The 26,086-nt window shown below is 67.5% G+C and carries 24 protein-coding genes and 1 pseudogene; 9 read left to right on the top strand and 16 right to left on the bottom strand.

Annotated elements, in window-relative coordinates:
- The first annotated feature begins 20 nt into the window (after positions 1-20).
- Genes A5688_RS11135 through A5688_RS11125 form a run of 3 tightly spaced genes read left to right on the top strand, consistent with a single transcriptional unit; the run spans position 21 to position 3,145 of the window.
- A complete protein-coding gene (locus A5688_RS11135; RefSeq protein ID WP_068268158.1) occupies positions 21-1,175 on the top strand; it encodes a glycoside hydrolase family 3 N-terminal domain-containing protein in 1,155 nt (384 codons plus the stop codon).
- 43 nt (positions 1,176-1,218) lie between these two features.
- Positions 1,219-1,866: a TetR/AcrR family transcriptional regulator gene (locus tag A5688_RS11130; protein WP_067835179.1), complete on the top strand. Its 648-nt coding sequence runs from the start codon at positions 1,219-1,221 to the stop codon at positions 1,864-1,866.
- 16 nt (positions 1,867-1,882) lie between these two features.
- Positions 1,883-3,145: a chloride channel protein gene (locus A5688_RS11125; protein WP_067910918.1), complete on the top strand. Its 1,263-nt coding sequence runs from the start codon at positions 1,883-1,885 to the stop codon at positions 3,143-3,145.
- Positions 3,146-3,231: 86 nt separating this feature from the next.
- On the opposite strand, the gene A5688_RS11120 is transcribed toward A5688_RS11125, so the two are convergent.
- Both A5688_RS11120 and A5688_RS11115 read right to left on the bottom strand, forming a co-directional pair.
- Positions 3,232-4,074 (bottom strand): MaoC/PaaZ C-terminal domain-containing protein, encoded by an 843-nt coding sequence (locus A5688_RS11120; protein WP_067910912.1) that lies wholly within the window; start codon positions 4,072-4,074, stop codon positions 3,232-3,234.
- Between the two features lie 24 nt (positions 4,075-4,098).
- Positions 4,099-5,463 carry a 3-oxoacyl-ACP reductase gene (locus A5688_RS11115; protein ID WP_067910909.1) on the bottom strand — a complete coding sequence of 455 codons (1,365 nt, stop codon included), beginning with the start codon at positions 5,461-5,463 and terminating at the stop codon, positions 4,099-4,101.
- Positions 5,464-5,615: 152 nt separating this feature from the next.
- On the opposite strand from A5688_RS11115, the gene A5688_RS11110 reads away from it, so the two are divergent.
- Positions 5,616-6,950, top strand: a complete 1,335-nt coding sequence (locus A5688_RS11110) for an acetyl-CoA C-acetyltransferase (protein ID WP_067835185.1) — start codon at positions 5,616-5,618, stop codon at positions 6,948-6,950.
- A 325-nt stretch (positions 6,951-7,275) separates the two neighbouring features.
- Here the strand turns inward: A5688_RS11110 and A5688_RS11105 are convergent, their stop codons facing one another.
- The gene (locus tag A5688_RS11105; protein ID WP_067835187.1) at positions 7,276-9,111 is read right to left on the bottom strand and encodes an acyl-CoA dehydrogenase; all 1,836 of its coding nucleotides are present in this window, start codon (positions 9,109-9,111) and stop codon (positions 7,276-7,278) included.
- Positions 9,112-9,311: 200 nt separating this feature from the next.
- Here A5688_RS11105 and A5688_RS11100 point away from each other — a divergent pair, with 200 nt between their 5' ends.
- Complete coding sequence (locus tag A5688_RS11100) at positions 9,312-10,355, top strand: isopenicillin N synthase family dioxygenase (RefSeq protein WP_242663203.1); 1,044 nt, start codon at positions 9,312-9,314, stop codon at positions 10,353-10,355.
- Positions 10,356-10,438: 83 nt separating this feature from the next.
- A complete protein-coding gene (locus A5688_RS11095; RefSeq protein ID WP_067839341.1) occupies positions 10,439-10,927 on the top strand; it encodes a flavin reductase family protein in 489 nt (162 codons plus the stop codon).
- Between the two features lie 24 nt (positions 10,928-10,951).
- Here A5688_RS11095 and A5688_RS27730 read toward each other — a convergent pair whose 3' ends face one another.
- The 5 genes from A5688_RS27730 to A5688_RS11075 form a co-directional block, all read right to left on the bottom strand.
- On the bottom strand, positions 10,952-11,113 hold the full coding sequence (locus A5688_RS27730; RefSeq protein ID WP_165606986.1) for a hypothetical protein: 162 nt from the start codon (positions 11,111-11,113) through the stop codon (positions 10,952-10,954).
- Between the two features lie 128 nt (positions 11,114-11,241).
- Positions 11,242-11,988: a succinate dehydrogenase/fumarate reductase iron-sulfur subunit gene (locus A5688_RS11090; protein WP_066989120.1), complete on the bottom strand. Its 747-nt coding sequence runs from the start codon at positions 11,986-11,988 to the stop codon at positions 11,242-11,244.
- Positions 11,985-13,901 carry a fumarate reductase/succinate dehydrogenase flavoprotein subunit gene (locus A5688_RS11085; protein ID WP_067839338.1) on the bottom strand — a complete coding sequence of 639 codons (1,917 nt, stop codon included), beginning with the start codon at positions 13,899-13,901 and terminating at the stop codon, positions 11,985-11,987. The genes A5688_RS11090 and A5688_RS11085 overlap by 4 nt, the downstream gene beginning before the upstream one ends.
- Positions 13,902-13,945: 44 nt before the next feature.
- A complete protein-coding gene (locus A5688_RS11080; protein ID WP_067839335.1) occupies positions 13,946-14,776 on the bottom strand; it encodes a hypothetical protein in 831 nt (276 codons plus the stop codon).
- A gap of 80 nt (positions 14,777-14,856) precedes the next feature.
- Positions 14,857-15,162, bottom strand: coding sequence for a hypothetical protein (locus A5688_RS11075; protein WP_067839332.1), 306 nt, complete (start codon positions 15,160-15,162; stop codon positions 14,857-14,859).
- 106 nt (positions 15,163-15,268) lie between these two features.
- Here A5688_RS11075 and A5688_RS11070 point away from each other — a divergent pair, with 106 nt between their 5' ends.
- Positions 15,269-16,030 (top strand): isocitrate lyase/PEP mutase family protein, encoded by a 762-nt coding sequence (locus tag A5688_RS11070; RefSeq protein WP_067839329.1) that lies wholly within the window; start codon positions 15,269-15,271, stop codon positions 16,028-16,030.
- A gap of 69 nt (positions 16,031-16,099) precedes the next feature.
- Here the strand turns inward: A5688_RS11070 and A5688_RS11065 are convergent, their stop codons facing one another.
- Positions 16,100-16,540: an Hsp20/alpha crystallin family protein gene (locus A5688_RS11065; RefSeq protein ID WP_067839326.1), complete on the bottom strand. Its 441-nt coding sequence runs from the start codon at positions 16,538-16,540 to the stop codon at positions 16,100-16,102.
- 227 nt (positions 16,541-16,767) lie between these two features.
- Here A5688_RS11065 and nirB point away from each other — a divergent pair, with 227 nt between their 5' ends.
- Together nirB and nirD are read left to right on the top strand one after the other, a co-directional pair.
- Positions 16,768-19,350: a nitrite reductase large subunit NirB gene (gene nirB / locus A5688_RS11060; RefSeq protein WP_067839323.1), complete on the top strand. Its 2,583-nt coding sequence runs from the start codon at positions 16,768-16,770 to the stop codon at positions 19,348-19,350.
- Between the two features lie 10 nt (positions 19,351-19,360).
- Positions 19,361-19,729, top strand: a complete 369-nt coding sequence (gene nirD / locus A5688_RS11055; RefSeq protein WP_067839320.1) for a nitrite reductase small subunit NirD — start codon at positions 19,361-19,363, stop codon at positions 19,727-19,729.
- A gap of 16 nt (positions 19,730-19,745) precedes the next feature.
- Here nirD and A5688_RS11050 read toward each other — a convergent pair whose 3' ends face one another.
- The 7 genes and pseudogenes from A5688_RS11050 to A5688_RS11025 all read right to left on the bottom strand — a co-directional run bounded on the left by A5688_RS11050 (position 19,746) and on the right by A5688_RS11025 (position 25,893).
- On the bottom strand, positions 19,746-20,198 hold the full coding sequence (locus A5688_RS11050; protein ID WP_067839317.1) for a hypothetical protein: 453 nt from the start codon (positions 20,196-20,198) through the stop codon (positions 19,746-19,748).
- A gap of 78 nt (positions 20,199-20,276) precedes the next feature.
- On the bottom strand, positions 20,277-21,062 hold the full coding sequence (locus A5688_RS11045) for a sirohydrochlorin chelatase (RefSeq protein WP_067908353.1): 786 nt from the start codon (positions 21,060-21,062) through the stop codon (positions 20,277-20,279).
- Positions 21,053-22,204 carry a uroporphyrinogen-III synthase gene (locus tag A5688_RS11040; RefSeq protein ID WP_120312205.1) on the bottom strand — a complete coding sequence of 384 codons (1,152 nt, stop codon included), beginning with the start codon at positions 22,202-22,204 and terminating at the stop codon, positions 21,053-21,055. Before A5688_RS11040 ends, A5688_RS11045 begins: the two co-directional genes overlap by 10 nt.
- A gap of 89 nt (positions 22,205-22,293) precedes the next feature.
- Positions 22,294-23,691: a nitrate/nitrite transporter gene (locus tag A5688_RS11035; protein WP_067908350.1), complete on the bottom strand. Its 1,398-nt coding sequence runs from the start codon at positions 23,689-23,691 to the stop codon at positions 22,294-22,296.
- 504 nt (positions 23,692-24,195) lie between these two features.
- Complete coding sequence (locus A5688_RS11030; protein ID WP_067839344.1) at positions 24,196-25,107, bottom strand: 5-oxoprolinase/urea amidolyase family protein; 912 nt, start codon at positions 25,105-25,107, stop codon at positions 24,196-24,198.
- A 24-nt stretch (positions 25,108-25,131) separates the two neighbouring features.
- Positions 25,132-25,214, bottom strand: a pseudogene (locus A5688_RS28550) (2-isopropylmalate synthase); the annotation flags it as partial.
- 4 nt (positions 25,215-25,218) lie between these two features.
- On the bottom strand, positions 25,219-25,893 hold the full coding sequence (locus tag A5688_RS11025) for a 5-oxoprolinase subunit B family protein (RefSeq protein WP_067908349.1): 675 nt from the start codon (positions 25,891-25,893) through the stop codon (positions 25,219-25,221).
- Positions 25,894-26,086: the final 193 nt, after the last annotated feature.

Here is a 26,086-nt window from a genome sequence, read left to right as displayed (position 1 = left end):
CGCCGTGAAAGCATGGCCCGATGGCATTTTCGCGCACCTTCGCCGTGCTCGCGGCCGCGGCGGTGCTGGTGGCAGGTTGCGGCCACCACGACGCCGCGCACCCGCCCAGCTCGTCGACGTCGAGGAAGCCGGTGGCCGCTCCCGCGCCGCCGGTGTGCGCCGACCCGGTCACACTGGGACCCCGCGACAAGCTGGCCCAACTGCTGATGGTCGGCGTGAAGGACGCCGACGACGCCAAGGGCGTCGTCAACGACTACCACGTCGGCGGCATCTTCATCGGCAGCTGGACAGACCTGTCGATCTTCGACGGCCCCCTCAACGACATCAAGAACGGCGCCGGGCCGCTGGCGCTCGCCGTGAGCATCGACGAGGAAGGCGGCCGGGTCTCGCGGCTGAAGAAGCGGATCGGTCCAGCTCCGTCGGCCAAGGAGCTAGCGCAAACCATGACGCCGGACCAGGTCCACGACCTGGAACTGGACCGGGGCCGCAAGATGCACGATCTCGGCATCACCGTCGACTTTGCGCCCGACGTCGACGTCGTCACCAATGCCCCCGACGACAGCGTGATCGGTGACCGGTCATTCGGTGCGGATCCGCACGCGGTCACCCGCTTCGCCAACGCCTACGCCCGGGGGCTGTTGGACGCCGGCGTGGAGCCGGTGTTCAAGCACTTCCCTGGCCACGGCCGCGGCTCCGGGGATTCGCACACGGGCGGCGTCGTAACGCCGTCGCTCGACCAGATGCAGGACGTGGACCTGGTTCCGTTCCGCGACCTCGTGGGCGCCGTACCCGCTGTCCCCGCCGGGGTGATGGTGGGTCATCTGCAGGTTCCGGGACTGACCGGCGACCTGCCTGCCAGTCTGAGCCGCGACGCCGTACAGATGCTACGCACCGGAAAGGGCTATGGCGCCAAGCCCTTCAACGGGCCGATCTTCAGCGACGACCTCTCCAGCATGGCCGCCATCTCCGCCAACTACAGCGTTCCCGACGCCGTTTTGCGGACGCTGCAGGCCGGGAGCGACGTCGCCCTGTGGGTCACCACCAAGGAGGTGCCGGCAGTGCTGGACGGCCTGGTCAAGGCGCTGGGGTCGGGGCAGCTGCAGATGTCGGTGGTTAACGACGCGCTGGGGAGGCTGACCCGGATGAAGGGTCAAAGCCCCAAGTGTGCGCACTGATTGCTTACTCTTGAGTCAGATAGACGGGCTAGAGAGGCAAGCGATGGCGGGTGGTACCAAGCGGTTACCGCGTGCCGTCCGCGAGCAGCAGATGCTCGACGCCGCCGTGCAGATGTTCTCGGTCAACGGCTATCACGAGACCTCGATGGACGCCATCGCCGCCGAGGCGCAGATCTCCAAACCGATGCTGTACCTGTACTACGGCTCCAAGGAAGACCTGTTCGGAGCCTGTCTGAACCGGGAGATGAGCCGATTCATCGACGTGGTGCGCGCCGACATCGATTTCGAGCAGAGCCCGAACGACATGCTGCGCAACACCATCGTGTCGTTCATGCGCTACATCGACGCCAACCGGGCGTCCTGGATCGTGATGTACACCCAGGCCACCAGCTCGCAGGCGTTCGCCCACATGGTCCGTGAGGGGCGCGAGCAGATCATCGATCTGGTGGCCGGGCTGATGCGGGCGGGTAGCCGCAATCCGCGCCCCGAGCGCGAGCACGAGATGATGGCCGTGGCCCTGGTGGGCGCGGGCGAGGCGGTCGCCAACCGGCTCAGCACCGGCGACGTCGACGTCGACGAGGCCGCCCAGCTGATGATCGACCTGTTCTGGTACGGCCTCAAGGGCTCACCGGCGGAACGGGAAGCGGCGGCCCACCCCGAGGCGGCCGGCTCGGACGCCGCCGGCGACTAGACCTACATTCGTTCAGGTGGCCCGAACCAGCGCGCCCAGTTTGGACCGCGGCAACCTCGACTTCTTCTGCGCGGTAATCATCGTCGGGTTGCTTGCCGGCGTTGCCGGATTGGCGACGACGTACGTGCTGCGCGTCGTCCAGCACGTCACGTACAACTACAGCTTCGGCGCGCAGCTGGCCGGGGTCGCCGCCAGCAGCTCGATACGCCGCGTCGTGGGCCCGATGATCGGCGCCGCCTTGGCGGCACTCGGGTGGTGGCTGCTGCGGCGCAGGGCCGAAGTGCCCCAGCTGGCGCAGACCATCGCCCGTCATGAGCGCATCCCGCGGCTTTCCTGGAGCATCGACGCCATGCTGCAGGTGCTGCTCGTCGGCTCCGGGGCATCGCTCGGGCGAGAAGGCGCCCCACGTCAATTCGCCGCGGCACTGGGCGATTTGGGAACGGGATGGCTCAAGCGGCTCTCACCGCGCGACCGCGAGATCCTGCTGGCCTGCGCGGCCGGGGCCGGGCTGGGTGCGGTGTATGCGGTGCCGCTGGCGGGTGCGCTGTTCTCGTTTCGGATTTTGCTCACTACCTGGCAGCCGCGGGCGGTGGGTGCGGCGTTTCTTTCCTCCGGCCTGGCGGTCGCCGTCGGCTCGGCCATCACCCGCGATCAGCCCAACCTGCAGTGGCCGATCGGGGAGTCGACGTATCTGCTGACCGCGCACGGATTGCTGCTGGCGCCGGTGGCTCTCGCGGTGGGCCTGGCCTTCAACCGGTTGATGGCCGTGGCGCGGCCGGTCCGCCAGATGCGGACCTGGGTGCTCATCCCCGCGCTCGCCGGGGCGGGACTGGTGATGGGCATCTGCTCGCATTGGTGGCCCGAGTTGCCCGGCAACGGCCGCAGCATCCTGACGGTGAGCCTGGCCAGCGGCATGACCCTGACGGCGGCGCTGGCCATCCTGGCGCTGAAACCCCTACTGACCGCGCTGTTTTTGCGCGCCGGTGGGGCCGGCGGACTGCTGACACCCTCGTTGGCGACCGGCGCCGCCGCCGGGACGGCGGTGGTGCTGATGATCAACTGGGCGACCGGGACGCACCTGCACGTGCCGGCGGTATCGCTGGCCGGGGCCGCCGGCGTGCTCGCGGTGACCCAGGGCTCGCCGATCTGGGCGGCGATCTTCGTCTGGGAACTTGCCCGCCCACCGCTGTGGCTGTTCCTGCTCTTCCTGCTGACTGCGACCGGCGCCCACGCCCTGAAAGTCCTTGTCCAGGGCCGCGGTACGACGCAGGCGGGTTAGTGGGGATCGCGAGCGCGGCGGAGCCGGGCGAAGCGGGTCGCCACCGTCGACGCAGCGGTTCGCCAGCCCGCGGCGGTCGGTCGGCACTAAAGCGCGCGCACCGTGCCGGTCAGGTGCGGGTATCCCTTGGCGATGTTGCGCAGCGAAATGTCCCAGCCGCCATCGTGTTCGTCGATGTATAGTCCGGCGGTCGCGGGCAGCACCACCGGCTTGCCGAACCGCACCGAATAGCGCACCGCGTCGGGGATTTGCGCTTCGATGTTGGCCAATACGGCTGCGGCGGTGAACATTCCGTGTGCGATCACGGAAGGGAATCCGAACAGCTTGGCCGCGACCGAGTTGGTGTGGATCGGGTTGTGGTCACCGCCGACGTCGGCGTAGCGCCGGATCAGCGCCGGGCTGATGCGCAGCACGGTGGACGGCGGCGGCAGCTTGGGCTGCTTCTGCGGGGGCGGCTTGGGCTCGTCGGACAGGCTGGTCCGCTGCTGGTGCAGGAAGGTCGTCACCTGATGCCAGGCGGTGTCGTTGCCGACGCTCACGTCGGTCACCAGGTCGACCAGCAGGCCCTTGCGGTGCTCGCGCAGGTTCTCGGCGTGCACGCGCACGCCCACGGTGTCGGTGACCGCGATCGGGCGGTACTGCGTGATGTGGTTTTCGGTGTGCACCGATCCCATTGCGGCGAAAGGGAAGTCGAACCCGGTTACCAGCGACATCAGCGCCGGAAACGTCAGCGCGAACGGATAGGTCAGCGGCACGTGGTTGCCGTAGCGCAGACCGGTGACCCCCGCGTACTCGGCGACGTTGGTGCGGTCGATGGGCAGTTCCTCGACGGTCACCGTGCGGGTGGGCAGGTCGCTGCCGCGGGACACCACCGGCAGGGCGCCGGCGGCAGCGCGCAGCATGTTCTTCAGGCCGCTTGGCTGGTTCATGGCGTTCTCCTCGACAGCCTTGTACTAGGCGCCCAACATGGCCTGGCCGCAGACGCGAATGACGTTACCCGTCACCGCATTTGACGCCGGGCTGGCGAAGTAGGCGATGGTCTCCGCGACATCCACCGGCTGGCCGCCCTGCAGCAGCGAGTTCATCCGGCGGCCGACCTCGCGGGTGGCCAGCGGAATGGCGGCCGTCATCTGGGTTTCGATGAACCCCGGCGCGACGGCGTTGATCGTGATGCCCTTGCTGTAGAGCTCCGGGGTCAGCGCCTGGGTGAGGCCGATCATCCCGGCCTTGGTCGTCGCGTAGTTGGTCTGGCCGCGGTTGCCGGCGATGCCGGCCATGGACGACAGGCCGATCACCCGGCCGCCCTCGCCGAGCGTGCCGTTGCCCACCAGCCCTTCGGTAAGGCGAAGGGGGGCAAGCAGATTGACGGCCAGGACGGCGTCCCAGCGAGCGTCGTCCATGTTGGCCAGCAGTTTGTCGCGGGTGATGCCGGCGTTGTTGACCAGGACGTCGGCGCGCCCGCCGTGGTGCTCGCGCAGGTGCTCGGTGACCTTGTCGACGGCGTCGGGGGCGGTGACGTCGAGCCACAGCGGGGTGCCGCCGACGCGGCTGGCCGTCTCGGCCAGCGCCTCGGCGGCCGATTCGACGTCGATCGCGACCACGCGGGCGCCGTCGCGGGCGAACACGTCGGCGATCGTCGCACCGATTCCCCGGGCCGCGCCGGTCACGATGGCGACCTTGCCGTCCAGCGGGCGGTCCCAGTCGGCAGGGGGCGTGGAGTCCGCCTCCCCGACGTAGAAGACTTGGCCGTCGACGTAGGCGGACTTTGCAGACAGAATGAACCGCATCGTCGATTCCAGGCCCGTCGCAGCGGGTTTGGCGTCCGGCGACAGGTACACCAGCGCCACCGTGGTGCCGTTGCGCAGCTCCTTGCCCAGCGAACGGGTGAAGCCCTCCAGCGCGCGCTGTGCGATCCGCTCGTGCGGGCTGGCGGCGGCGTCGGGCGTGGTGCCGACCACCGCCACCCGCGCGGAATGACCCAGATTGCGCAGCAGCGGGGTGAAGAACTCGTACAACCCCTTGAGTCCCTCCGGTGTGGTGATGCCGGTGGCGTCGAACACCAGGCCGCCGAACTTGTCGGCCCACCGACCGCCCAGGTTGTTGCCCACCAGGTCGTAGTCGGCGTCCAGCGCCGCGCGCAGCGGTTCGACGACCCTGCCCTCCCCGCCGATCAGCAGCGCCCCGGCCAGCGGCGGTTCACCGGCCCGGTAGCGGCGCAGCGTCTCGGGTTGGGGAACGCCGAGCTGCTTGGCGAGAAACGATCCAGGACCGGAATTGACGATCTGAGAGAACAGATCGGACGAAGCCTTGGGAGCCACCGGAGCTACCTTCCATATTCTTACGAAGTCGGGGTATGCCTACAGCACAACCGTATCGAGGACGAACTTACTGCAGAGTAAGAACAGTGGGTAGTATGGCCCCAGACGGGCGGTTCCCAAACCGATAGACCGCAGAAGCACGGAGATGAATAGTGGCCCCTGCAAGTTCCGAGGCAAGTAAGCAGCGCAGGTCCGAGCGGCGACGGGTGGCCGTCCTGGGCGGCAACCGCATCCCGTTCGCCCGGTCGGACGGTGCCTACGCGGAGGCGTCCAACCAGGACATGTTCACCGCCGCGCTGGGTGGGCTGGTGGATCGCTTCGGGCTGGCGGGCGAACGGCTGGGTGTGGTGGTCGGCGGCGCCGTGCTCAAGCACAGCCGGGACTTCAACCTGACCCGCGAGTGTGTGCTGGGCTCGCAGCTGTCGTCGTACACCCCCGCGTTCGATCTGCAGCAGGCCTGCGGGACCGGGCTGCAGGCAGCCGTCGCCGCCGCCGAGGGCATCGCGGCGGGCCGCTACGAGGTGGCCGCCGCCGGCGGCGTGGACACCACCTCCGACGCCCCCATCGGTCTGGGCGACAATCTGCGCCGCACGCTGCTCAAGCTGCGCCGCGCCAAGTCCAACGTGCAGCGGCTGAAGCTGGCGGGCACGCTGCCCGCCAGCCTGGGCGTCGAGATCCCGGTCAACAGCGAACCCCGCACCGGGCTGTCCATGGGCGAGCACCAGGCGCTCACCGCCAAGAAGATGGGCATCGCCCGGGTCGCCCAGGACGAGCTTGCCGCCGCCAGCCACCGCAACATGGCCGCGGCCTACGATCGCGGCTTCTTCGACGATCTGGTCACCCCGTTCCTGGGGTTGTATCGCGACGACAACCTGCGCGCGGACTCGTCGGCGGAGAAGCTGGCCAAGCTTCGTCCGGTGTTCGGCGTGAAGGCCGGCGACGCGACGATGACGGCCGGCAACTCGACCCCGCTCACCGACGGCGCGTCAGTGGCGCTGCTGGCCACCGACGAATGGGCGGCCGCTCACTCGTTGACCCCGCTGGCCTACCTGGTGGATTCGGAGACCGCGGCGGTCGACTACGTCAACGGACGCGACGGCCTGCTCATGGCGCCGACCTACGCGGTGCCCCGGCTGCTGGCCCGCAACGGCCTGAGCCTGCAGGACTTCGACTTCTACGAGATCCACGAGGCTTTCGCGTCGGTGGTCTTGTGCCACCTGCAGGCGTGGGAGTCCGAGGAGTACTGCAAGGAGCGTCTGGGCCTGGACGCCGCACTGGGCTCGATCGACCGGTCCAAGCTCAACGTCAACGGATCCTCGCTGGCCGCCGGGCACCCGTTCGCGGCCACCGGCGGGCGGATCCTGGCCCAGGCGGCCAAGCAGCTCGCCCAGCGCAAGGCCGAGCAGAAGGGCGGCGGTACCGTGCGCGCCCTGGTCTCGATCTGCGCGGCCGGCGGCCAGGGCGTCGCCGCGATCCTGGAGGCCTGACGCCTCCTCGGCGCGGCGCCCGGGGACTCGACACTCGATGAGTTGAGTCACATCTGGTTAGCCAAATCGGGGTGCGGGTATTCGTTTCAGCGGATGACCCCGTGTTGTGGTCTGACCCCCCGACCCCGACGGCAATACGGGGCATCCCCCGAATGCGACCGCCCGTCCGTTCCGCGGACTGGCGTACGAAAAGGGCCGCCGCTGGAGTGAGGGGATCCAGCGGCGGCCTTTTTGCTCTCTAGCCGGCCTTTCGATGGCACGGGCCTAACGCAAATCCCCCGCTTCGCACGCGAAGCGGGGGATTCGTCATGCCGTTCCAGGCGGCCTAGAAGGCGGCCTCGTCGAGCTCCATGATGTCGTTGTCCAGCGTCTCGATCACCTCACGGGTGCTGGCCAACAGCGGCAGGAAGTTCTTCGCGAAGAACGACGCCACCGCGACCTTGCCCTCGTAGAAGGACCGCTCCTCGCCGCTGGCGCCGGCGTCCAGCGCCGCCACGGCCACCGCCGCCTGACGCTGCAACAACCAGCCGATGACCAGGTCACCGACGCTCATCAGGAAGCGCACCGAACCCAGGCCCACCTTGTACAGGCTGGTCACGTCCTCCTGCGCCGCCATCAGGTAGCCGGTCAGGGTGGCCGCCATCGCCTGGACGTCGGTCAGGGCCTTGGCCAGCAGCTCCCGCTCGGTCTTCAGGCGGCCGTTGCCGGACTCGCTGTCGACGAACTTCTGGATCTGCTCGGACACGTGAGCCAGCGCCACACCCTTGTCGCGGACGATCTTGCGGAAGAAGAAGTCCTGCGCCTGGATGGCGGTGGTGCCCTCGTACAGCGAGTCGATCTTGGCGTCCCGGATGTACTGCTCGATCGGGTAGTCCTGCAGGAAGCCGGACCCACCGAAGGTCTGCAGGCTCTCGGTGAGCTTGGCGTACGCCTGCTCCGAGCCCACACCCTTGACCACCGGCAGCATCAGGTCGTTGACCTTGACCGCCAGGTCGGCGTCCACACCGTGCAGTGCCTCGGCGACCGCCGAGTCCTGATAGGTCGACGTGAAAAGGTACAGCGCGCGCAGACCCTCGGCGTAGGCCTTCTGGGTCATCAGCGAGCGGCGCACGTCCGGGTGGTGCGTGATGGTCACCCGCGGTGCGGTCTTGTCGGTCATCTGGGTCATGTCGGCGCCCTGGACGCGTGACTTCGCGTACTCGAGCGCGTTCAGGTAACCCGTCGACAGGGTCGCGATGGCCTTGGTACCGACCATCATGCGGGCCTGCTCGATGACCTCGAACATCTGCGCGATGCCGTTGTGCACCTCGCCGACCAGCCAGCCCTTGGCGGGAACGTCGTGCTGGCCGAAGCTCAGCTCACACGTCGCCGACACCTTCAGGCCCATCTTGTGCTCGACGTTGGTGACGAAGACGCCGTTGCGCTCGCCCAGCTCACCGGTCTCGAAGTCGAACAGGAACTTGGGCACGAAGAACAGCGACAGGCCCTTGGTGCCCGGTCCGGCACCCTCGGGGCGCGCCAGCACCAGGTGGAAGATGTTCTCGAACAGATCGCCGGAGTCGGCGGAGGTGATGAACCGCTTCACACCGTCGATGTGCCAGGAGCCGTCCTCCTGCTGGACGGCCTTGGTCCGCCCGGCGCCCACGTCGGAGCCGGCGTCCGGCTCGGTGAGCACCATGGTCGAACCCCAGCCGCGCTCAGCGGCCAGCACGGCCCACTTCTTCTGTTCCTCGGTACCGAGGTGGTACAGGATGTTGGCGAAGCCCGCGCCACCGGCGTACATCCACACGGCCGGGTTGGCACCCAGGATGTGCTCGTGCAGCGCCCACAGCAGCGACTTCGGCATCGCGACACCGCCGAGGGCGTCGTCGATGCCGACCTTGTCCCACCCGGCCTCGATGACGGCGTGAACTGACTTCTTGAAAGATTCGGGCAGCGTCACCGAGTGCGTCTTCGGGTCGAAGACCGGTGGGTTGCGGTCGCCCTCGACGAACGAGTCCGCGATCGGGCCTTCGGCCAGGCGGCTGATCTCGTTCAACATTTCGCGGGCGGTGTCGGCGTCCAGATCGCTGTAATCGCCTTGGCCCATTGCCTTGTCAACGCCCAGAACCTCGAACAGATTGAATACCTGGTCGCGGACGTTGCTCTTGTAGTGGCTCACTACGGTCCTCCTCGTTGAGAATGCCACTTGTGGTTGGGTACTAGGTCTAAGTTACCCACCAGTAACACCGCTAAAATATCGCTCGCGTCAGTGGTATGCAAGCGAATGTGAGCTAGATTCCATTGCCTAATTAACCAACCGGTTGGGAAGCTGCAGGTCGTGCCGTTGAAACTCGATCTACCAGCGGCGATGATGCGCCCATGACCGATGTGCGGGGCGTCACTGCGCCGCCGTTCGAGATGCCGACAGTGGACCTGCGGGCCGATCCGGGCCGGCTGCGCGAGGGACTGCGCGCGGCCGGTCACGAGGTCGGCTTCTTCTATCTGACGGGCCACGGCGTACCGCCGGACTTGGTGACGCGGGTGCTGGACGCGGCGCGCCGGCTCTTCGAGCTGCCGCAATCGGGCAAGGACGCCGTCGCGATGGTGCGCAGCCCCCATTTCCGCGGCTATACCCGGCTCGGTGGCGAGTTGACCCGCGGCGAGGTGGACTGGCGCGAGCAGATCGACGTCGGGCCGGAACGGACGCCGATCGGGGGGCTGGAGAAGTCCGACTATCGCTGGCTGCAGGGTCCCAATCAATGGCCGACCGCGCTGCCGGATCTGCCCGGGATCCTCGAGGAGTGGGACGCCGCGCTGTCCGTGGTGGCCCGCACCCTGCTGCGGCATTGGGCGGCCTCGCTGGGCAGTCCGGCCGACGTGTTCGACGCCGCGTTCGCCGAAGCGCCGGCCACGCTGATCAAGATCATCCGGTACCCGGGCCGTGCGGCCGGCACGCAGGGCGTGGGCGCGCACCGCGACGCCGGGGTGCTGACGGTGTTGCTAGCCGAGCCGGGCAGCGCGGGCCTGCAGGTGCGCCCCGCCGCAAACGTCCGGTCCGACGACGGCTGGATCGACGTCCCGCCGCGCGAGGGGGCGTTCATCGTCAACATCGGTGAACTGCTGGAGGTCGCGACGCGCGGGTACCTGCGGGCCACCGAGCACCGGGTCAACCTGCAGGGGGCGGCGGGCGACCGGATCTCGGTGCCCTATTTCTTCAACCCGCGCCTCGACGCGCAGATACCGGTGCTGTCGCTGCCCGACGCACTCGCGGTGCGGGCCGACAAGCACTGGACGCCGTCGCACGATCCGGCCGACCCGATGTTTTCGGTCTACGGTCGCAACGCCTGGAAGAGCAGACTGCGGGCACATCCGGATGTGGCCGCGGCGCACGGATATTCGGCAGAGCGCTTAGAAAACGGGTAAGGGTGACCGCGCCCGGACGACGCGCGGCGGGTAGGGTCAAATCCGATAATTCCCGTCTCCGGCCCTAGGGGCGAATAAGTCCGGTGAACTCGAACAACAAGCTGACAGCGTCGTCACTTCGTGAGGCCTTCGGTCATTTCCCGTCCGGTGTGGTGGCGATCGCCGCCGAGGTGAACGGAACCCGCGAGGGCCTGGCGGCCAGTACCTTTGTCCCCGTCTCGCTGGACCCGCCGCTGGTGTCGTTCTGCGTGCAGAACACCTCGACGACGTGGCCCAAGCTCAAGGACCGGCCGATGCTGGGCATCAGCGTGCTCGGGGAGGAGCACGACGAGGCCGCACGCACGCTGGCCGCCAAGACCGGTGACCGGTTCGCGGGTTTGGAGACCGTCTCCCGGTCCACCGGTGCGGTGTTCATCAAGGGCACCGGCCTCTGGCTGGAAAGCGCGATCGAGCAGCTCATTCCGGCCGGCGACCACACCATCGTGGTGTTGCGGGTCAGCGAGGTGACGGTGGACGCCGAGGTGGCGCCCATCGTGTTCCATCGCAGCGTCTTTCGCCGTCTCGGCGCGTGATCGCCGCGCCCGGCCGTTGACCGGCTAGGGGCGGTGGCTCAGCTCTTCCCGAAAGCCCTGGATGCGGCTTTCGAGTTCGGCCGCGTCGCTGTGCCGGCCTTCCTTGTTCGCCAGCTGGGCGCGGACCGACAACTGCCGAATCGCGGTGCGAATGTTGTTGATGCTGGCGGTTTCTCGGGGTTCCATGAACTGCCTTCCGGTCGTTGGTGCACGGCCGCGCGGTGCGGCCCGACAGGATGCAGTGTGGTTACCCGGGTGCCGCGGCGGCCTAACGTGCCACGACGGGATCGGCCCGGATTACAGCGATGTGGGGCTCAGCGACGGAACAGCTTGTTGCCGAGCCACACCACCGGGTCGTACTTGCGGTCGGCGACCCGCTCTTTCATCGGGATCAGCGCGTTGTCGGTGATCTTGATGTTTTCCGGGCAGACCTCGGTGCAGCACTTGGTGATGTTGCAGTAACCCAGGCCGTGCTCGTCCTGAGCGTCGTTGCGCCGGTCGCGGGTGTCCAGCGGGTGCATCTCCAGCTCGGCGATCCGCATCAGGAAGCGCGGACCGGCGAACGCCTTCTTGTTCTCCTCGTGGTCGCGGACCACGTGGCACACGTTCTGGCACAGGAAGCACTCGATGCACTTGCGGAACTCCTGCGAGCGCTGCACGTCCTCTTGCGCCATCCGGTATTCCCCGGGCTGCAGGTCCTTGGGCGGCGCGAAAGACGGTATCTCGCGGGCCTTTTCGTAGTTGAACGAGACGTCGGTGACCAGGTCGCGGATCACCGGGAACGTGCGCAGCGGCGTGACGGTGACCACCTCGTCCTCGGCGAACGTGGACATCCGGGTCATGCAGAGCAGCCGCGGCTTGCCGTTGATCTCCGCCGAGCAGGAGCCACACTTGCCCGCCTTGCAGTTCCACCGGACCGCCAGGTCGGGCGTCTGGGTCTGCTGCAGGCGATGGATGATGTCGAGGACGACCTCGCCCTCGTTCACCTCGACCGTGAAGTCCTGCAGAGCACCGTTGGCGTCGTCGCCGCGCCACACCCGCATCGTCGCGTTGTAGGTCATTTGCCACTCCGTCCTGGGTGCCCGGCGAGTTCTTCGTCGGTGTAGTACTTCTCCAGCTCACCGATTTCAAACAGTTCCAGCAGATCGGGCCGCATCGGCGTCTGATCCTTCTTCGTGATGGTGATGTCGGGGATCACCTCGTCGCCTCCGGCCGCCTCGCAGACCAGCAACACCTTGCGCCAAGACGAGTCCATCGCCGGGTGGTCGTCGCGGGTGTGCCCGCCGCGGCTCTCCGTGCGCTGCAGCGCCGCCTTGGCGACGCACTCGCTGACCAGCAGCATGTTGCGCAGGTCGATGGCCAGGTTCCAGCCCGGGTTGTACCGGCGCTGCCCCTCGACGTGGAGGTTCTTGAACCGCTCACGCAGCTTGTCCAGCCGCGCCAGGGCCTCGGACACTTCGTCGGCGTTGCGGATGATGCCGACCAGGTCGTTCATCGACTGCTGCAGTTCCAGCTGCAGCGTGTACGGGTTCTCCGGTGCGCCGCTGACCGGTGCCTCGAAGGGGGACAGCGCCCGCTTCGCCGCCTCGTCGATGGCGCCGTCGCCGACCGTCGGGCGGCTGCTCAGGGCCCGCACGTAGTCGGCCGCGCCCAGCCCGGCCCGCCGGCCGAACACCAGCAGGTCGGACAGCGAGTTGCCGCCCAGCCGGTTCGAGCCGTGCATGCCGCCGGAGCATTCGCCCGCGGCGAAGAGCCCGGGGACCGTTGCCGCGCCGGTGTCGGCGTCCACCTCGACGCCGCCCATCACGTAGTGGCAGGTCGGCCCGACTTCCATCGGTTCCTTGGTGATGTCGACCCCGGCCAGCTCCTTGAACTGGTGGTACATCGACGGCAGGCGGCGGTTGATCTCCGCCGGCGTCAGCCGCGACGCGATGTCCAGGAAGACGCCGCCGTGTGGGCTGCCGCGGCCGGCCTTGACCTCCGAGTTGATGGCGCGCGCGACCTCGTCGCGCGGCAGCAGGTCCGGGGTGCGGCGGGCCGAGTCGTTGTCCTTGAGCCACTGGTCGGCTTCTTGTTCGGACTCGGCGTACTGCCCTTTGAACACCGACGGGATGTAGTCGAACATGAACCGCTTGTCGTCGGAGTTCTTCAGCACCCCGCCGTCACCGCGGACACCCTCGGTGACCAGGATCCCCTTCACACTCGGCGGCCACACCATGCCCGTCGGGTGGAACTGGACAAACTCCATGTTGATCAGCGACGCGCCCGCCCGCAGGGCCAGGGCGTGGCCGTCGCCGGTGTACTCCCAGGAGTTCGAGGTGACCTTGAACGACTTGCCGATCCCGCCGGTGGCCAGCACCACCGCGGGCGCCTCGAACAGGATGAAGTTCCCGCTTTCGCGGATGTAGCCGAACGCCCCGGCGATCGCGTCGCCGTCCTTGATCAGCTCGGTGATCGTGGTCTCGGCGAACACCCTGATCCGGGCTTCGTAGTCGCCGAGCTCGGCGTAATCCTCCTGCTGCAGCGAGACGATCTTCTGCTGCATGGTGCGGATCAGCTCCAGGCCGGTGCGGTCACCGACGTGAGCCAGCCGCGGGTAGGTGTGCCCGCCGAAGTTGCGCTGGCTGATCTTGCCGTCCTTGAGGCGATCGAACAGCGCGCCGTAGGTTTCCAGCTCCCAAACGCGGTCCGGGGCCTCCTTGGCGTGCAGTTCGGCCATGCGCCAGTTGTTGAGGAATTTCCCACCGCGCATCGTGTCGCCGAAGTGGGTCTTCCAGTTGTCCTTCGGGTTGGTGTTGCCCATGGACGCCGCGCAGCCGCCCTCGGCCATCACCGTGTGGGCCTTGCCGAACAGGGACTTACACACCACCGCGACCCGCAGACCCCGTTCGCGCGCTTCGATAACCGCACGCAGTCCGGCGCCGCCGGCACCGATCACGACCACGTCGTACGTGTGCCGCTCGATTTCAACCATGAAACCCTCGCTAGCTAAATTCTGATTTATTTCGAGATGGCTTGTCAGCCAACAAATCTCAGGTCAGGGATGGTGCCGCTGGCCACCAGTGCGACGTAGAAGTCGGTGACCATCAGGGTGCCCAGGGTGATCCACGCGTACATCTTGTGCCGGGTGTTGATCTTGCTGACCTGGGTCCAGATCCAGTACCGCACAGGGTGTTTTGAGAAGTGCTTGAGCCGCCCGCCGGTCACGTGCCGGCAGGAGTGGCAGGACAGCGTGTAGATCCACAGCATGATGACGTTGCCGAGCAGGATCAGATTGCCCAGGCCGAAGCCGAATCCACCGGGCCCGCTGTCGGAGTGGAACGCGACGATCGCGTCGTAGGTGTTGATCACCGAGATGATCCCGGCGATGTAGAAGAAGTACCGGTGCGTGTTCTGGATGATCAGCGGGAACCTGGTCTCGCCGGTGTAGTGGACGCGGGGCTCGGCCACCGCGCAGGCGCTGGGCGACTGCCACACCGTGCGGTAGTAGGCGCCGCGGTAGTAGTAGCAGGTCAGCCGGAACAGCAACAGGAACGGCAGCGTCAGCGCCGCGTAAGGCAGCCACCACACGTCCGGCAGGACCTGTGGCCAGAATTCGCTGGCCTCTTTCAAGCAGCCGGTGCTGACGCACGGCGAGTAGAACGGTGTCAGGTAGTGGTATTGGGGAACGAAGTAGTTGTTCTGCAGGAACGCCCGCACCGTCGCATAAATAATGAATGCGGCGAAGCCGAGATCGATTCGCAGCGGCGACATCCACCACCGGTCGGTGCGTAAGGTGCGTTGCTGGATTTGGGCACGCGTGGGTGAAAAGACACCGGACGCAGGACGGTTCGCCGTAGGTGCGCTCATTTAGTGTGTTCCTCTTCGAACGGGCTGTAGCTCGAAGGGTACACAGACAGAAGCCCCCCTTTCCTGGGGGCCTGGGTTGTTCAGGACCTGCTGTGACCGCCGACACCCTCGTCGTCGACATCGCGCCAGAATTCGCTGTCGTACTGGGTGTCGGGAATGACGATCTTCTCGGCGGACTGCTGCACGGTGGCACCCGCCAGGTCCAATTCGGACGCGTCGCTGTCGAGCAGGTCGACGTCGGACATGATGCGGTCGGCGTCGATGACGATGCGCCGCATCGCCGGGCTGTCACCGTATCGGGCCCGCAGTGAGCTCACGCACCGCCGCAGACCGCCGATGAGGTCGTGCAGTTCGGCGAACTCGGTCGCGCCAGTCGTGCTCGTCAACGGATCTCCTCGGCAGTGTTTCGGATCACAGTTCGCCCTCGATACTATCCACGGCACACGCCGCACGTCAGGCCGTTGGGTCCGGATGCCGAGGGAGCAAACACTTATGACGGGACGCACCACCCCGGCCGAGCGGGCCACGACGCTGCTGGAACTGCACCGGCCGGGCAACCCGGTCGTCCTGCCGACCGTGTGGGATGCGTGGTCGGCGCGGCTGGCCACCGGCGCCGGGTTCGTCGCGCTCACCGTGGGCAGCCATCCGATGGCGGACTCGGTCGGCAAACCCGACAACGAGGGCATGTCGTTCGACGAGGTGCTCACCCGGGTCGCCCAGATCACCGCCGCGGTCGACGTCCCGGTGTCGGTGGACATCGAATCCGGCTACGGGCAGCCGGCAGCCCGCCTGATCGAGGGCCTGCTGAGCGTCGGGGCCGTCGGACTCAACATCGAGGACACCGTGCACTCGGAGGGCAAGCGGCTGCGGTCCGCCGGCGAGCACGCCGAGTTGGTCGGCGAGTTGCGGTCGGCCGCGGACGCAGCCGGGGTCCACGTGGTCATCAACGCCCGGACCGATCTGTTCCTGCGCCAGGACGGCGAGGCCTCCGATCGCGTCGACCGCGCGGTGGCACGACTGAATCTGGCGGCCGCCGCCGGCGCCGACGTGCTGTATCCGGTGGGCCGCCACGAGCCCGACACGTTGCGACGCCTGACGGCCGAGTTGGAGCTGCCGGTCAACGCGATCGCTCTGCCCGATCAGGACGACCCGGCGTCGTTCGGTCCACTGGGCGTGGCGCGCATCAGCTTCGGGCCGTTCCTGCAGGCCGCGCTGGCGGCCCGGGCCAAGGAGCTGCTGGCCCGCTGGGGCTGACGCGCTGAATCCGGCGAAGCCGTTGCGGCCCCGCCGGATTCGGCTACTTATCTCCGAACTGTCCGGAGACTATTTTGTGATCTCGATGCGCTGTGCCTGGTTTCCGGCGTATGCACCCGTGACCCGCACCGTGAGCACGCCGGCGTCGTAGGTCGCCGTGATGGCGTCGCCGGTGACGTGGGCGGGCAGCTGGAACGACCGGCGGAACGATCCGTACTTGATCTCCCGCAGTGTGCGGCCGTGCTTCTCTTCGGAGCGCGTGTCGCGGTGCTCGCCGTGGATGACCAAACGCCCGCGGTCGACCTCCACGTTGACGTCCTGGTCGACGTCAACACCCGGCAGCTCGACCCGTACGATCGCGTCGTCGCCGTCCTTGACGATCTCGGCGGCGGGCCTGAAACCGCTGGTCGACGGGGTGTTCCAGTCCGCCGCGGCGGCGGGTCCGAAAAAGTCGCGCAACCACCTGTCGGTGTCCCAGGCCGGCCGCGACCACAATGCGAGGTTACTCATGACGCTTCCCTTCTAATTCCTTGAGCTTCAGTGTGAGATTCCTGTGACCGGTGCCTCCGCGACCGGCTACTAGGACAAACATGAGTCGACCCCGCTTAAGTTCCACCTCGCCGTTCGCCGGCAGCGAACGCTCAATCACAGGCCTTCCTGTGAGTTGTGAGATCCTCGTCATAGGACCGTCACATTGCGCGAAAAGAACGTAATTTCTGGCCGTTACTCTCAAAGCCATGTCTGCAGACGGGATTTCGCGCGCCACTTGTGCGCCTCGTCACATCATCGTAGTCGGACATGGCATGGTGGGGCACCGGTTCGTGGAGGCGCTCCGCGCCCGCGACACCGAGGGGTTGTGGCGCATCACGGTTTTCGCCGAGGAGACGGACGCGGCCTATGACCGCGTGGGGCTGACCTCCTACACCGAGAGCTGGGATCGCAAGCTCCTGGCATTGCCCGGCAACGATTACGAGGGTGACGAATTGGTCCGGCTGGTGCTAAACCAGCGCGTTACCGAAATAGACCGCGCCGCAAAGACGGTGGTCACCGCCGACGGTGAACGGCACGGCTACGACGCGCTGGTCCTGGCGACCGGGTCGTATGCCTTTGTGCCGCCGGTGCCGGGCCACGATCTGCCCGCGTGTCACGTGTACCGGACGCTGGACGACCTGGACGCCATCCGTGCCGACGCGCAGCGCACCGTCGAAACCTCGCATGCCACCGCGGGTGTCGTCATCGGCGGCGGGCTGCTCGGACTAGAAGCCGCTAATGCGTTGCGCCAGTTCGGGTTGCAGACCCACGTCATCGAGATGATGCCACGGCTGATGGCCCAGCAGATCGACGAGGCCGGCGGTGCGCTGCTGGCCAGGATGATCGGCGAGCTCGGCATCTCGGTGCACGTCGGAACGGGCACCGAATCGATCGAGGCGATTGACCACTCGGACGGCTCCACCTCGGTGCGGGTGAGCCTGACCGACGGCCAGGTCATCGACGCCGGTCTGGTGATCTTCGCGGCCGGCATCCGCCCGCGCGACGAGCTGGCGACCGCCGCCGGGCTCGACCGCGCCGAGCGCGGCGGGGTGCTCACCGACGTGGCTTGCCAGACAAGCGATCCCGACATCTACGCGATCGGTGAGGTCGCCGCGATCGGCGGCCGGTGCTACGGCCTGGTGGGCCCGGGTTACACCTCGGCCGAGGTGGTGGCCGACCGGCTGCTGGACGGCGTCGCCGAATTCGGCGAGGCCGACCTGTCCACGAAGCTCAAACTGCTGGGCGTCGACGTGGCCAGCTTCGGTGACGCGATGGGGGTGACCGAGAACTGCCTCGAGGTCGCCATCAACGATGCGGTCAACCGGACCTACGCCAAGCTGGTGCTCTCCGACGATGCCAAGACGCTGCTCGGCGGCGTGCTGGTCGGCGACGCCTCGTCCTACGGGGTGTTGCGGCCGATGGTCGGCAGCGAGCTGCCCGGTGACCCGCTCGCGCTGATCGCGCCGGCCCAATCCGGCGGTGGTACGGCGTTGGGCGTTGGGGCGCTGCCGGATTCGGCGCAGATCTGCTCGTGCAACAACGTCACCAAGGGCGACCTGAAATGCGCGATCGCCGACGGCTGCGCGGACGTCCCGGCGCTCAAGTCGTGCACCTCGGCCGGCACCTCGTGTGGGTCGTGCGTGCCGCTGCTCAAGCAGTTGCTGGAAGCCGAGGGTGTGGAGCAGTCCAAGGCGCTGTGCGAGCACTTCAGCCAGTCGCGGGCGGAGCTGTTCGAGATCATCTCGGCGACCGAGATCCGGACCTTCTCGGGTCTACTGGAGCGCTTCGGCCGCGGAAAGGGTTGCGACATCTGCAAACCCGTCGTGGCCTCCATCCTGGCATCCACCGGCTCGGACCACATCCTGGAAGGCGAGCAGGCCTCGCTGCAGGATTCCAACGACCACTTCCTGGCCAACATCCAGAAGAACGGCAGCTACTCGGTGGTGCCGCGGGTTCCCGGCGGTGACATCAAGCCCGAGCACCTGATCCTGATCGGCCAGATCGCCCAGGACTTCGGGCTCTACACCAAGATCACCGGTGGCCAGCGGATAGATATGTTCGGCGCCCGGGTGGATCAGTTGCCGGAGATCTGGAAGCGCCTGGTGGACGGCGGCATGGAATCGGGCCACGCGTACGGCAAAGCGTTGCGCACGGTGAAGAGCTGCGTGGGCACCGACTGGTGCCGTTACGGGCAGCAGGATTCGGTGCAGCTGGCCATCGATCTGGAGCTGCGCTACCGCGGCCTGCGAGCACCGCACAAGATCAAGATGGGCGTCTCGGGCTGCGCGCGCGAATGCGCCGAAGCCCGCTCGAAAGACGTGGGCGTCATCGCCACCGAAAAGGGCTGGAATCTCTACGTCGGCGGCAACGGCGGCATGACGCCCAAGCACGCGCAGCTGTTGGCCAGCGATCTGGACACCGAAACACTGGTCAGCTACGTCGACCGGTTCGTCATGTACTACATCCGGACGGCCGACCGGCTGCAACGCACGGCACCGTGGGTCGATTCGCTCGACGGCGGACTCGACCACGTCCGCGAGGTCGTGTGTGACGACTCGCTGGGACTGGCCGCGGAATTCGAAGCCGCAATGGAGCGGCACGTGGAGAACTACAAGTGCGAATGGAAGGGCGTGCTGGACGACCCGGACAAGCTGTCGCGGTTCGTGTCGTTCGTCAACGCCCCGGACGCCGTCGACTCGACGGTGACCTTCACCGAGCATGCCGGGCGCAAAATCCCTGTGTCCATTGGCATGCCGCGGGTCCGTGCAGCGTCAACTCCGGAGGAATGAGGAAGGGATCATGACACTTCTCAACGACATTGCGGTGTGGACCAGCGCCTGCGCCTACGACCATCTGATTGCCGGCCGCGGTGTGGGCGTGCTGCTCGACGACGGCTCCCAGGCGGCGTTGTTCCGGCTCGACGACGGCTCGGTGCACGCGGTGGGAAACGTCGACCCGTTCTCCGGGGCGGCGGTCCTGTCCCGCGGGATCGTGGGCGACCGCGACGGCCGCGTGACGGTTCAGTCGCCGATCTTGAAGCAGGCGTTCTCGCTGGAAGACGGCTCCTGCCTGGACGATCCGGCAGTGTCGGTGCCGGTGTACCCGGTGCGGATCACGGCCGACGGCTACGTTCAGGTCGGGCGGGACTACCAGTCGCGGGCCGCCTGAGCCCCACGCCCGGATATCACCGGGTGATGTCGCCGACCAGATAACGCTGCATCGTCGGCCCGATCGCGTCGACGAGTGCGTCCACGGACATGGAGTGCAGCGGCTCGGAGCGAAGGCCGTACCGCATGATGCCCAGGCCCACCAGTTGTGAGGCGCACAACGAGGCACGCAGGGCGACCTTGTCGGCACCCAGAATTTTCAGCAGTGGGCCAAAGACCGGGCCGATGAACATGCCCTGGACGATTTCGGCGGTCTTCGCCATCCCCGTCGACGCGACGGCACTGGCCGCGAACGGGCCGCCACCGGCGGCATCCCACGTCGTGATCAGCATGCGCAACGTCCGGCGGCCCACCTGATTGACTCCGCCGGTGACGATTCGGTCGATGAATTCCGGTGTGCCGAAGGGCAACCGCAACATCTTGGCGACCGGGTCGAGAATCCCATGCGATGGCTCTTCGCGACGGGGCATAACGCCAGGATCGCCGGTCTGAGACCAAAGATCAAGGAATGCCGCGCCTCGGCGTGGCTCGCCGGTGGGCGTTTGGCGCTACGGAATTGACCGCACGATGCGGCCGTGCGCCAGCTGGTGCGGGCTCGATCGGCGCGACGCATGCCGGGCGGTCGGGGCGAGGACTGGTGGCAGGGCCCGCCGGAATCGGTTCGCGACCAGGCGTGCCAGCCCGGGGTGGGTGCCCAACGGCTCGCTGACCAGGTCGGCGCCGCAGCCGTGTAGCCGTTCCTGGAACTGGCCGTCGGCCAGCAGATATGAGGCGACCACGACGCGTCCGCCGGTGCGGCGCGCCCGGGCCCGCGCCCGGTCTATGACCCTTTCCAAGGCCTCGGGCAACTGCGGTTCACCGGTGGCCGCGAACGCCAGGCTCACCCGCGAGCCGGTCAGCGCCGACACCAATGTCGCGGTGGTGTGTAGGTCGGTACGAGCCTTGTCATCCGAGGTTCCCGCGGCCGCAAGAATAACCGAATCATTCGGGCGCCAGCCGCATTTCACCAGTTGGTCGCCGACGATGCGGGCGATCTGGCCGCTGGGACCCAACGCGGGGGTGACGGTCACGTTCGAGTGTCCGCTGGCCGCGACGTGGGCGGGCAGATCGGCCCGGACATGGTAACCGCGGGACAGGAACGCGGGCACCACGATGGCGGCTCGGGCGGCGGTCTTCGCGCGCGCCAGGACTTCGCTGGGGGTGGGCCCCACCACGTCGACGAAGGCAACGTCGACCGTGCCGCCGACAAGCGTACCGACTTGTGCCGCAAGGTCTTCGATCATCATGACGCCACCCGGCCTGCGGGTGCCGTGCGCTACCAGGATCAGTGCCATGGGGCTTCTTCCGAGTGGTCGATCGCGAGCCGGTAGCCGCGCTTGACGACGGTCGCGACGATGTTCTTGTCGCCCAGCGCCGTTCGCAGCCGCAGCACTGCGGTGTCGACGGCGTGCGGGTCATTGCTGTTGCCGGGGAGCACCCGTAGTAAGTCGTTGCGCGCGACGACATCTCCCGGGCGTTGTGCCAGCGCGCGCAGGGTCGCCATGCCGGATCCCGACAGCGACTTCACCGCTCCGTCGACCAGCACGCAGGTTCCGCGGATCTCGATGTCGTGGCCGGCTGCGCGGATGGTGCACGACCGCAGCGGCGGGAGCTCCTGGGCGATGTGACGGGCCAACGCGCCCAACCGCATTCGCTCGGGCGACGACGTCGGGATTCCCGCACGCACCAAAGGTTGCGCGGTGACCGGGCCGACGCACATCGCATGCACGTCACTGCGAAGCGCTTGCAGCAGTTGATCTTCGATGCCCAACTCGCGGCTGCGCTCCAGCAGCGCGGCGCCGGCGGGCGCCGAGGTGAAGGTCACTGCGTCGAATTGGCGACGTGCGACCGAGGCGACGAGTTGGTCGAAGTCGCCGCCGGCCGGTGTCGGCTTCCAGCGGTAGACGTGGATGGGGACCACCTGTGCGCCCGCCGAGCGCAATCCATTGATGAAGTCGGGGAACGGGTCCCAGCCGTCGGCGGCGCCGTGCAGCTGGACGGCGATCCGCTTACCGGCGACGTCCGATTCGAGGAGGTAGCGCAGGACTTCGCGCGACGATTCGGATTTGGGTGACCACTCCTCGTGCAGCCCGGCGGCACGCAACGCGCCGGTCGCCTTCGGTCCGCGGGCCACGATCCGCGACTTGGACAGCGACGCCAGCAGTTGGGTGGCCAATCCCCACCCGTCGGCCGCGGCGACCCAGCCGCGGAAGCCGATACCGGTGTGCGCCACCAAGATATCGGGCGGTTCGGCGATCACCGCTTCGGTGTGGTTCTGCAGTTCGTCGTCTTCGGGCAGCGCGATGATGTTGATTGCCGCGGCACTGGAAACCTCGGCGCCGTTACGGCGCAGCAACGCGCACAGCTCCTCGGCGCGGTTCGCCGATGTGACGGCGATCCGGTAGCCGGTCAGCGGCGCGGAGTCGGGCGGGGCCAGTTGGGGGGCCATATGAAGTGTGTATGCCTGTGACGTTTCGGTTGCGTTACCGGTCAATTGCTGCGGCATTGCCCGTGTTGCGAGTCCGCTCACACACGGGCGGCCTCGGTTTCCGGCGCCGACCCGGACAGGCCAGGGGCCGACGCCGGCCGGCGCACATAGACGATCCAGGTCATGATCGCCGCCACGACATAGGACGCCAGAAATGCCCAGTACGCCGACGTTTCCGTGCCGGTGCTGAGGTAGGACTGGCGCAGCGCCAGGTTGATTCCCACGCCGCCGAGCGCTCCGACGGCCGAACAGATGCCGATCAGCGATCCCGAGTGTGCGCGGGCCCAGTGCCGACGTTCGTCCTCGCTCATGTCCAGCGAGCGACTGCGTGCCTCATAAACCGAGGGGATCAGCTTGAACACCGATCCGTTGCCCATGCCGGACAGGATGAACAGCACCATGAAGCCGCAGACGAAGCCGATCATGCTGGTGTGGTGCGTGCCGGTGTTCTGATCGTCGACGGTGCTGATGGTGACCAGCAGACCGGCTGCCAGGGTCATGCCCGCCAGGACCGCCAGCGTGACGCGGCTGCCGCCGATGCGGTCGGCCAACCGCCCCCCGTAGATGCGGGCCAAGGAACCCAACAGCGGGCCGAGGAAGGCCACCTGCGCGGCGTGCAGCGCCGCATGCTTGGCGCTCTCCCCGTTGGCCAGGAAGTTCACCTGCATCACCTGCCCGAACGCGAACGAGAACCCAATCCACGAGCCGAAGGTGCAGATGTACAGGAGCGAGATCACATAGGTGTCCCGTTCGAACAGGATGGCGCGCATGGTGTTGAGCTCGGTGCCGTGATGGACGTTGTCCATGAACAACGCGGCCGCGATGCCCACGACGGCCAGCAACACCAGGTATACCGCGCACACCCAGTAGGGCGCCTCGTGCCCGGCGGTGGCCAGCACCAGCAGCCCGACCAGCTGAATCACGGCCACCCCGAGGTTGCCGACACCGGCGTTGATCGCCAGCGCGGCCCCCTTGAGCCGCTGCGGGTAGAAGGCATTCACGTTGGCCAGCGAGGCGGCGTAATTGCCGCCGCCCAGCCCGGTCAGCGCGGCGCACACGATGAAGGGCCACAACGGCAGACCGGGATTGGCCAGCAACACGATCGTGCCGACCGTCGGGATCAGCAGCACGAAGGCCGAGAACGTCGTCCAGTTGCGACCGCCGGCGGCGGCGATGCCCAAGGTGTAGGGGATCCGGGCGCAACCACCGACCAGGGTGGCAACGGCTCCCAGCAGCAGCTTGTCGCTGGCGGAGAAGCCGTAGACGGACCCCGGCATGAACAGCGCCATGACGGGCCACAGGGTCCAGATCGAAAACGCCACGTGGTCACCGGCAATCGTGCAGAGCAGGTTGCGCCGGGCGATCTTCTTGTTGCCGGCCTCCCACGCCGCGGTGTCCTCCGGGTTCCAGTCCGCGATGCGGTGGTTGCGGCCCATAGCGTCGCCTTTCCGCGGAACCGCGCTCACGTTCGTTCACCCGTCGACGAAATTGCTTGGGCGCGTTTCGGTATGGAACCATGCGATGGCGTATCGACGACATCCCGCCAGCTGGCGTGCATACAGATCCCTCTCGTCAGGCCCACGAACCGCCGCATCCGACCGCCGCCGAGCCAGGGGGCATTGCGCCAGCCCGGGTGTCGGGAAAGCTGTCCGGAGGCCGGCTTTCGACGCGTGGGCGCCTCGAATGAAGGGGCTCATGCCCCGCCGTGTGCTCCGATGCTCACATTTAAGACGTGAGCGGGTCAACCGGAACCGGCCCATATCGCCTGTTAGTTGTTTACCAGTTGTCTGGTAAATCCCTGAGGGGAAAGTCAGTTCGCCGACATGCGCCGGGAAAACTGTGAATGTGCGTCGCGATCAAGTGATTTCACGCATCCAACCGGCGCCGTGTGAGCTGCGATACAGCCGACCTCGGCATCGAGATCCGGCAGATGAATTGTGTTAGGAAACCGGCCAACTCGCAGCGGCGGAGGGGGCGCCAACCAAAGACCTGGGCCGGGCCCAGTGCAGCCGCACCGCCTGGCCCGGCCGCACCTGGGCGATCTTGTCGACGTCCTCATCGACCACCACGCCGATCACCGGATATCCGCCGGTGACGGGATGGTCGGGGCCGAGGATGACCGGTAAACCGTTGGGCGGCACCTGGATTGCGCCACGGGTGGCACCCTCGCTGGGGAGCTGCCGGTCCGGGTAGCAGTGCTGCAGGGGCCGGCCGGTCAACCGCGTTCCCACCCGGTCGCTGCGGTCGGACGCCATCCAATAGGTGTGCACCAGGCGGTCCGGATCGACGAACCAATCGTCACGTGGTCCGGGGACCACGAACAGCTCGACGACATGGGCCGTGATGGCCGCGACCGGCGCCTGGTCCAGTTCGGGGTAGGCGTCGGTGTGCTCGCCGATCGGCAGCCGGTCGCCGGCCTGCAGCGGCGACGGGCCGATGGACGACATCACGTCGTAGCTGCGCGAGCCCAGTACCGGCTCCACGCAGATACCGCCGCGGACCGCCAGGTAGCTGCGCAGGCCCGCGCGGGGGGCGCCCAGCGAGATGACCTCGCCATCGCGCACATGGTGAATGCTGTTGGTGCCGAACTTGATTCCGTTGACGGTGGGGTCGGTGTCGGCGCCCGTCACCGCGATGTCGACGTCGCCGCCGGACACCTTGGCCGCGAAACCGCCGAACGTGATTTCCACGGTTGCACGGTCGTCGGGGTTGGCCACCAGCCGGTTGGCCAGCTTGTGTGCCCGCCGGTCGGCGGCCCCCGACCGGCTCACCCCCAGGTGGGCCAGTCCCGGACGGCCCAGGTCCTGGACGAGGGCGAGCGGCCCGGTGCGCAGGATCTCCAGCGTTGCCACGATTGTCTCCTTAGCTAGGGTGGCGCCCGGCTGCGCCGCGCTCGCGATCGCCACTGGTTACGGTGGCGACCGGCTTCGCCCGGCTGCGCCGCGCTCGCGATCGCCACATGGCTAGACGGCCCGGAACTGAACCCACACGCCCTGCGTCAGCAAGGTCGGGTTCGGACGCTGCAGGTCCCACAGCACCGCGTCGGTGCGGCCGATGAGTTGCCAGCCACCGGGGGACTGTCGCGGATATACCGCGCTGAATTCACCGGCGAGGGCGACAGAGCCGGCCGGCACCCAGGTCCTCGGCTCCGGGCGGCGAGGCACCCGCAGGCCCGGGTCGCCGTCCACCAGATACGCGAAACCTGGTGCGAATCCGCTGAATCCGACCTGCCACGGCGTGGCGGTGTGCGCTTCGATCACCGCCGCGATGGTCAGGCCGGTGTGGTCGGCGACCTCGGCCAGGTCCGGACCGTCGTAGACGACGTCGATAACCACGTCGGCGCGGCGCTGCGAGTCCGCGGTCCCGGTGGCGTCGACGCGCATCTTGCGCAGCCGCTGACGGATGAACCCTTGGCGCCGCGGGTCGTCGAGCTTCACCAGCACCGTGCGGGCCGCCGGAACGATGTCGACCACCCCAGGCAGCGCATCGCGGCGCAGCGCGCCCGCCCACGCCAATACCTCGGCGGTACTGCCACATTGCACCATCAGCGCCCGGTCGCCGTAGTCCACAACGGTGTTGCCGACCAGCTGCGTCGGCAGGTCGCGGGCCAGGCCGCCGCTAAGGTCCGTCACGCTCATTACTCGACGGTAACCCCGCGATCTAGGCCTGTGCGAGGGGCGCCGACGGATTTTCGAGCACTGCCAGAGCTGCCTTAGCAAACGCTCAAACAGCCGGGGTTGCCTGCGTGGCTAGCTGTACTGACCTGAGAGGTTAGGTACGCGCGTGGCGGGTGGTTGGCCGCCGAGTGCGGTGTGGCCGCGGTGGTGATTG

The sequence above is a fragment of the Mycobacterium mantenii genome (assembly GCF_001667865.1).
Lineage (GTDB): Bacteria > Actinomycetota > Actinomycetes > Mycobacteriales > Mycobacteriaceae > Mycobacterium > Mycobacterium mantenii_A.
Note: the sequence above shows the minus strand (reverse complement) of the source record. Positions and strands in the feature narration are given on the sequence as shown.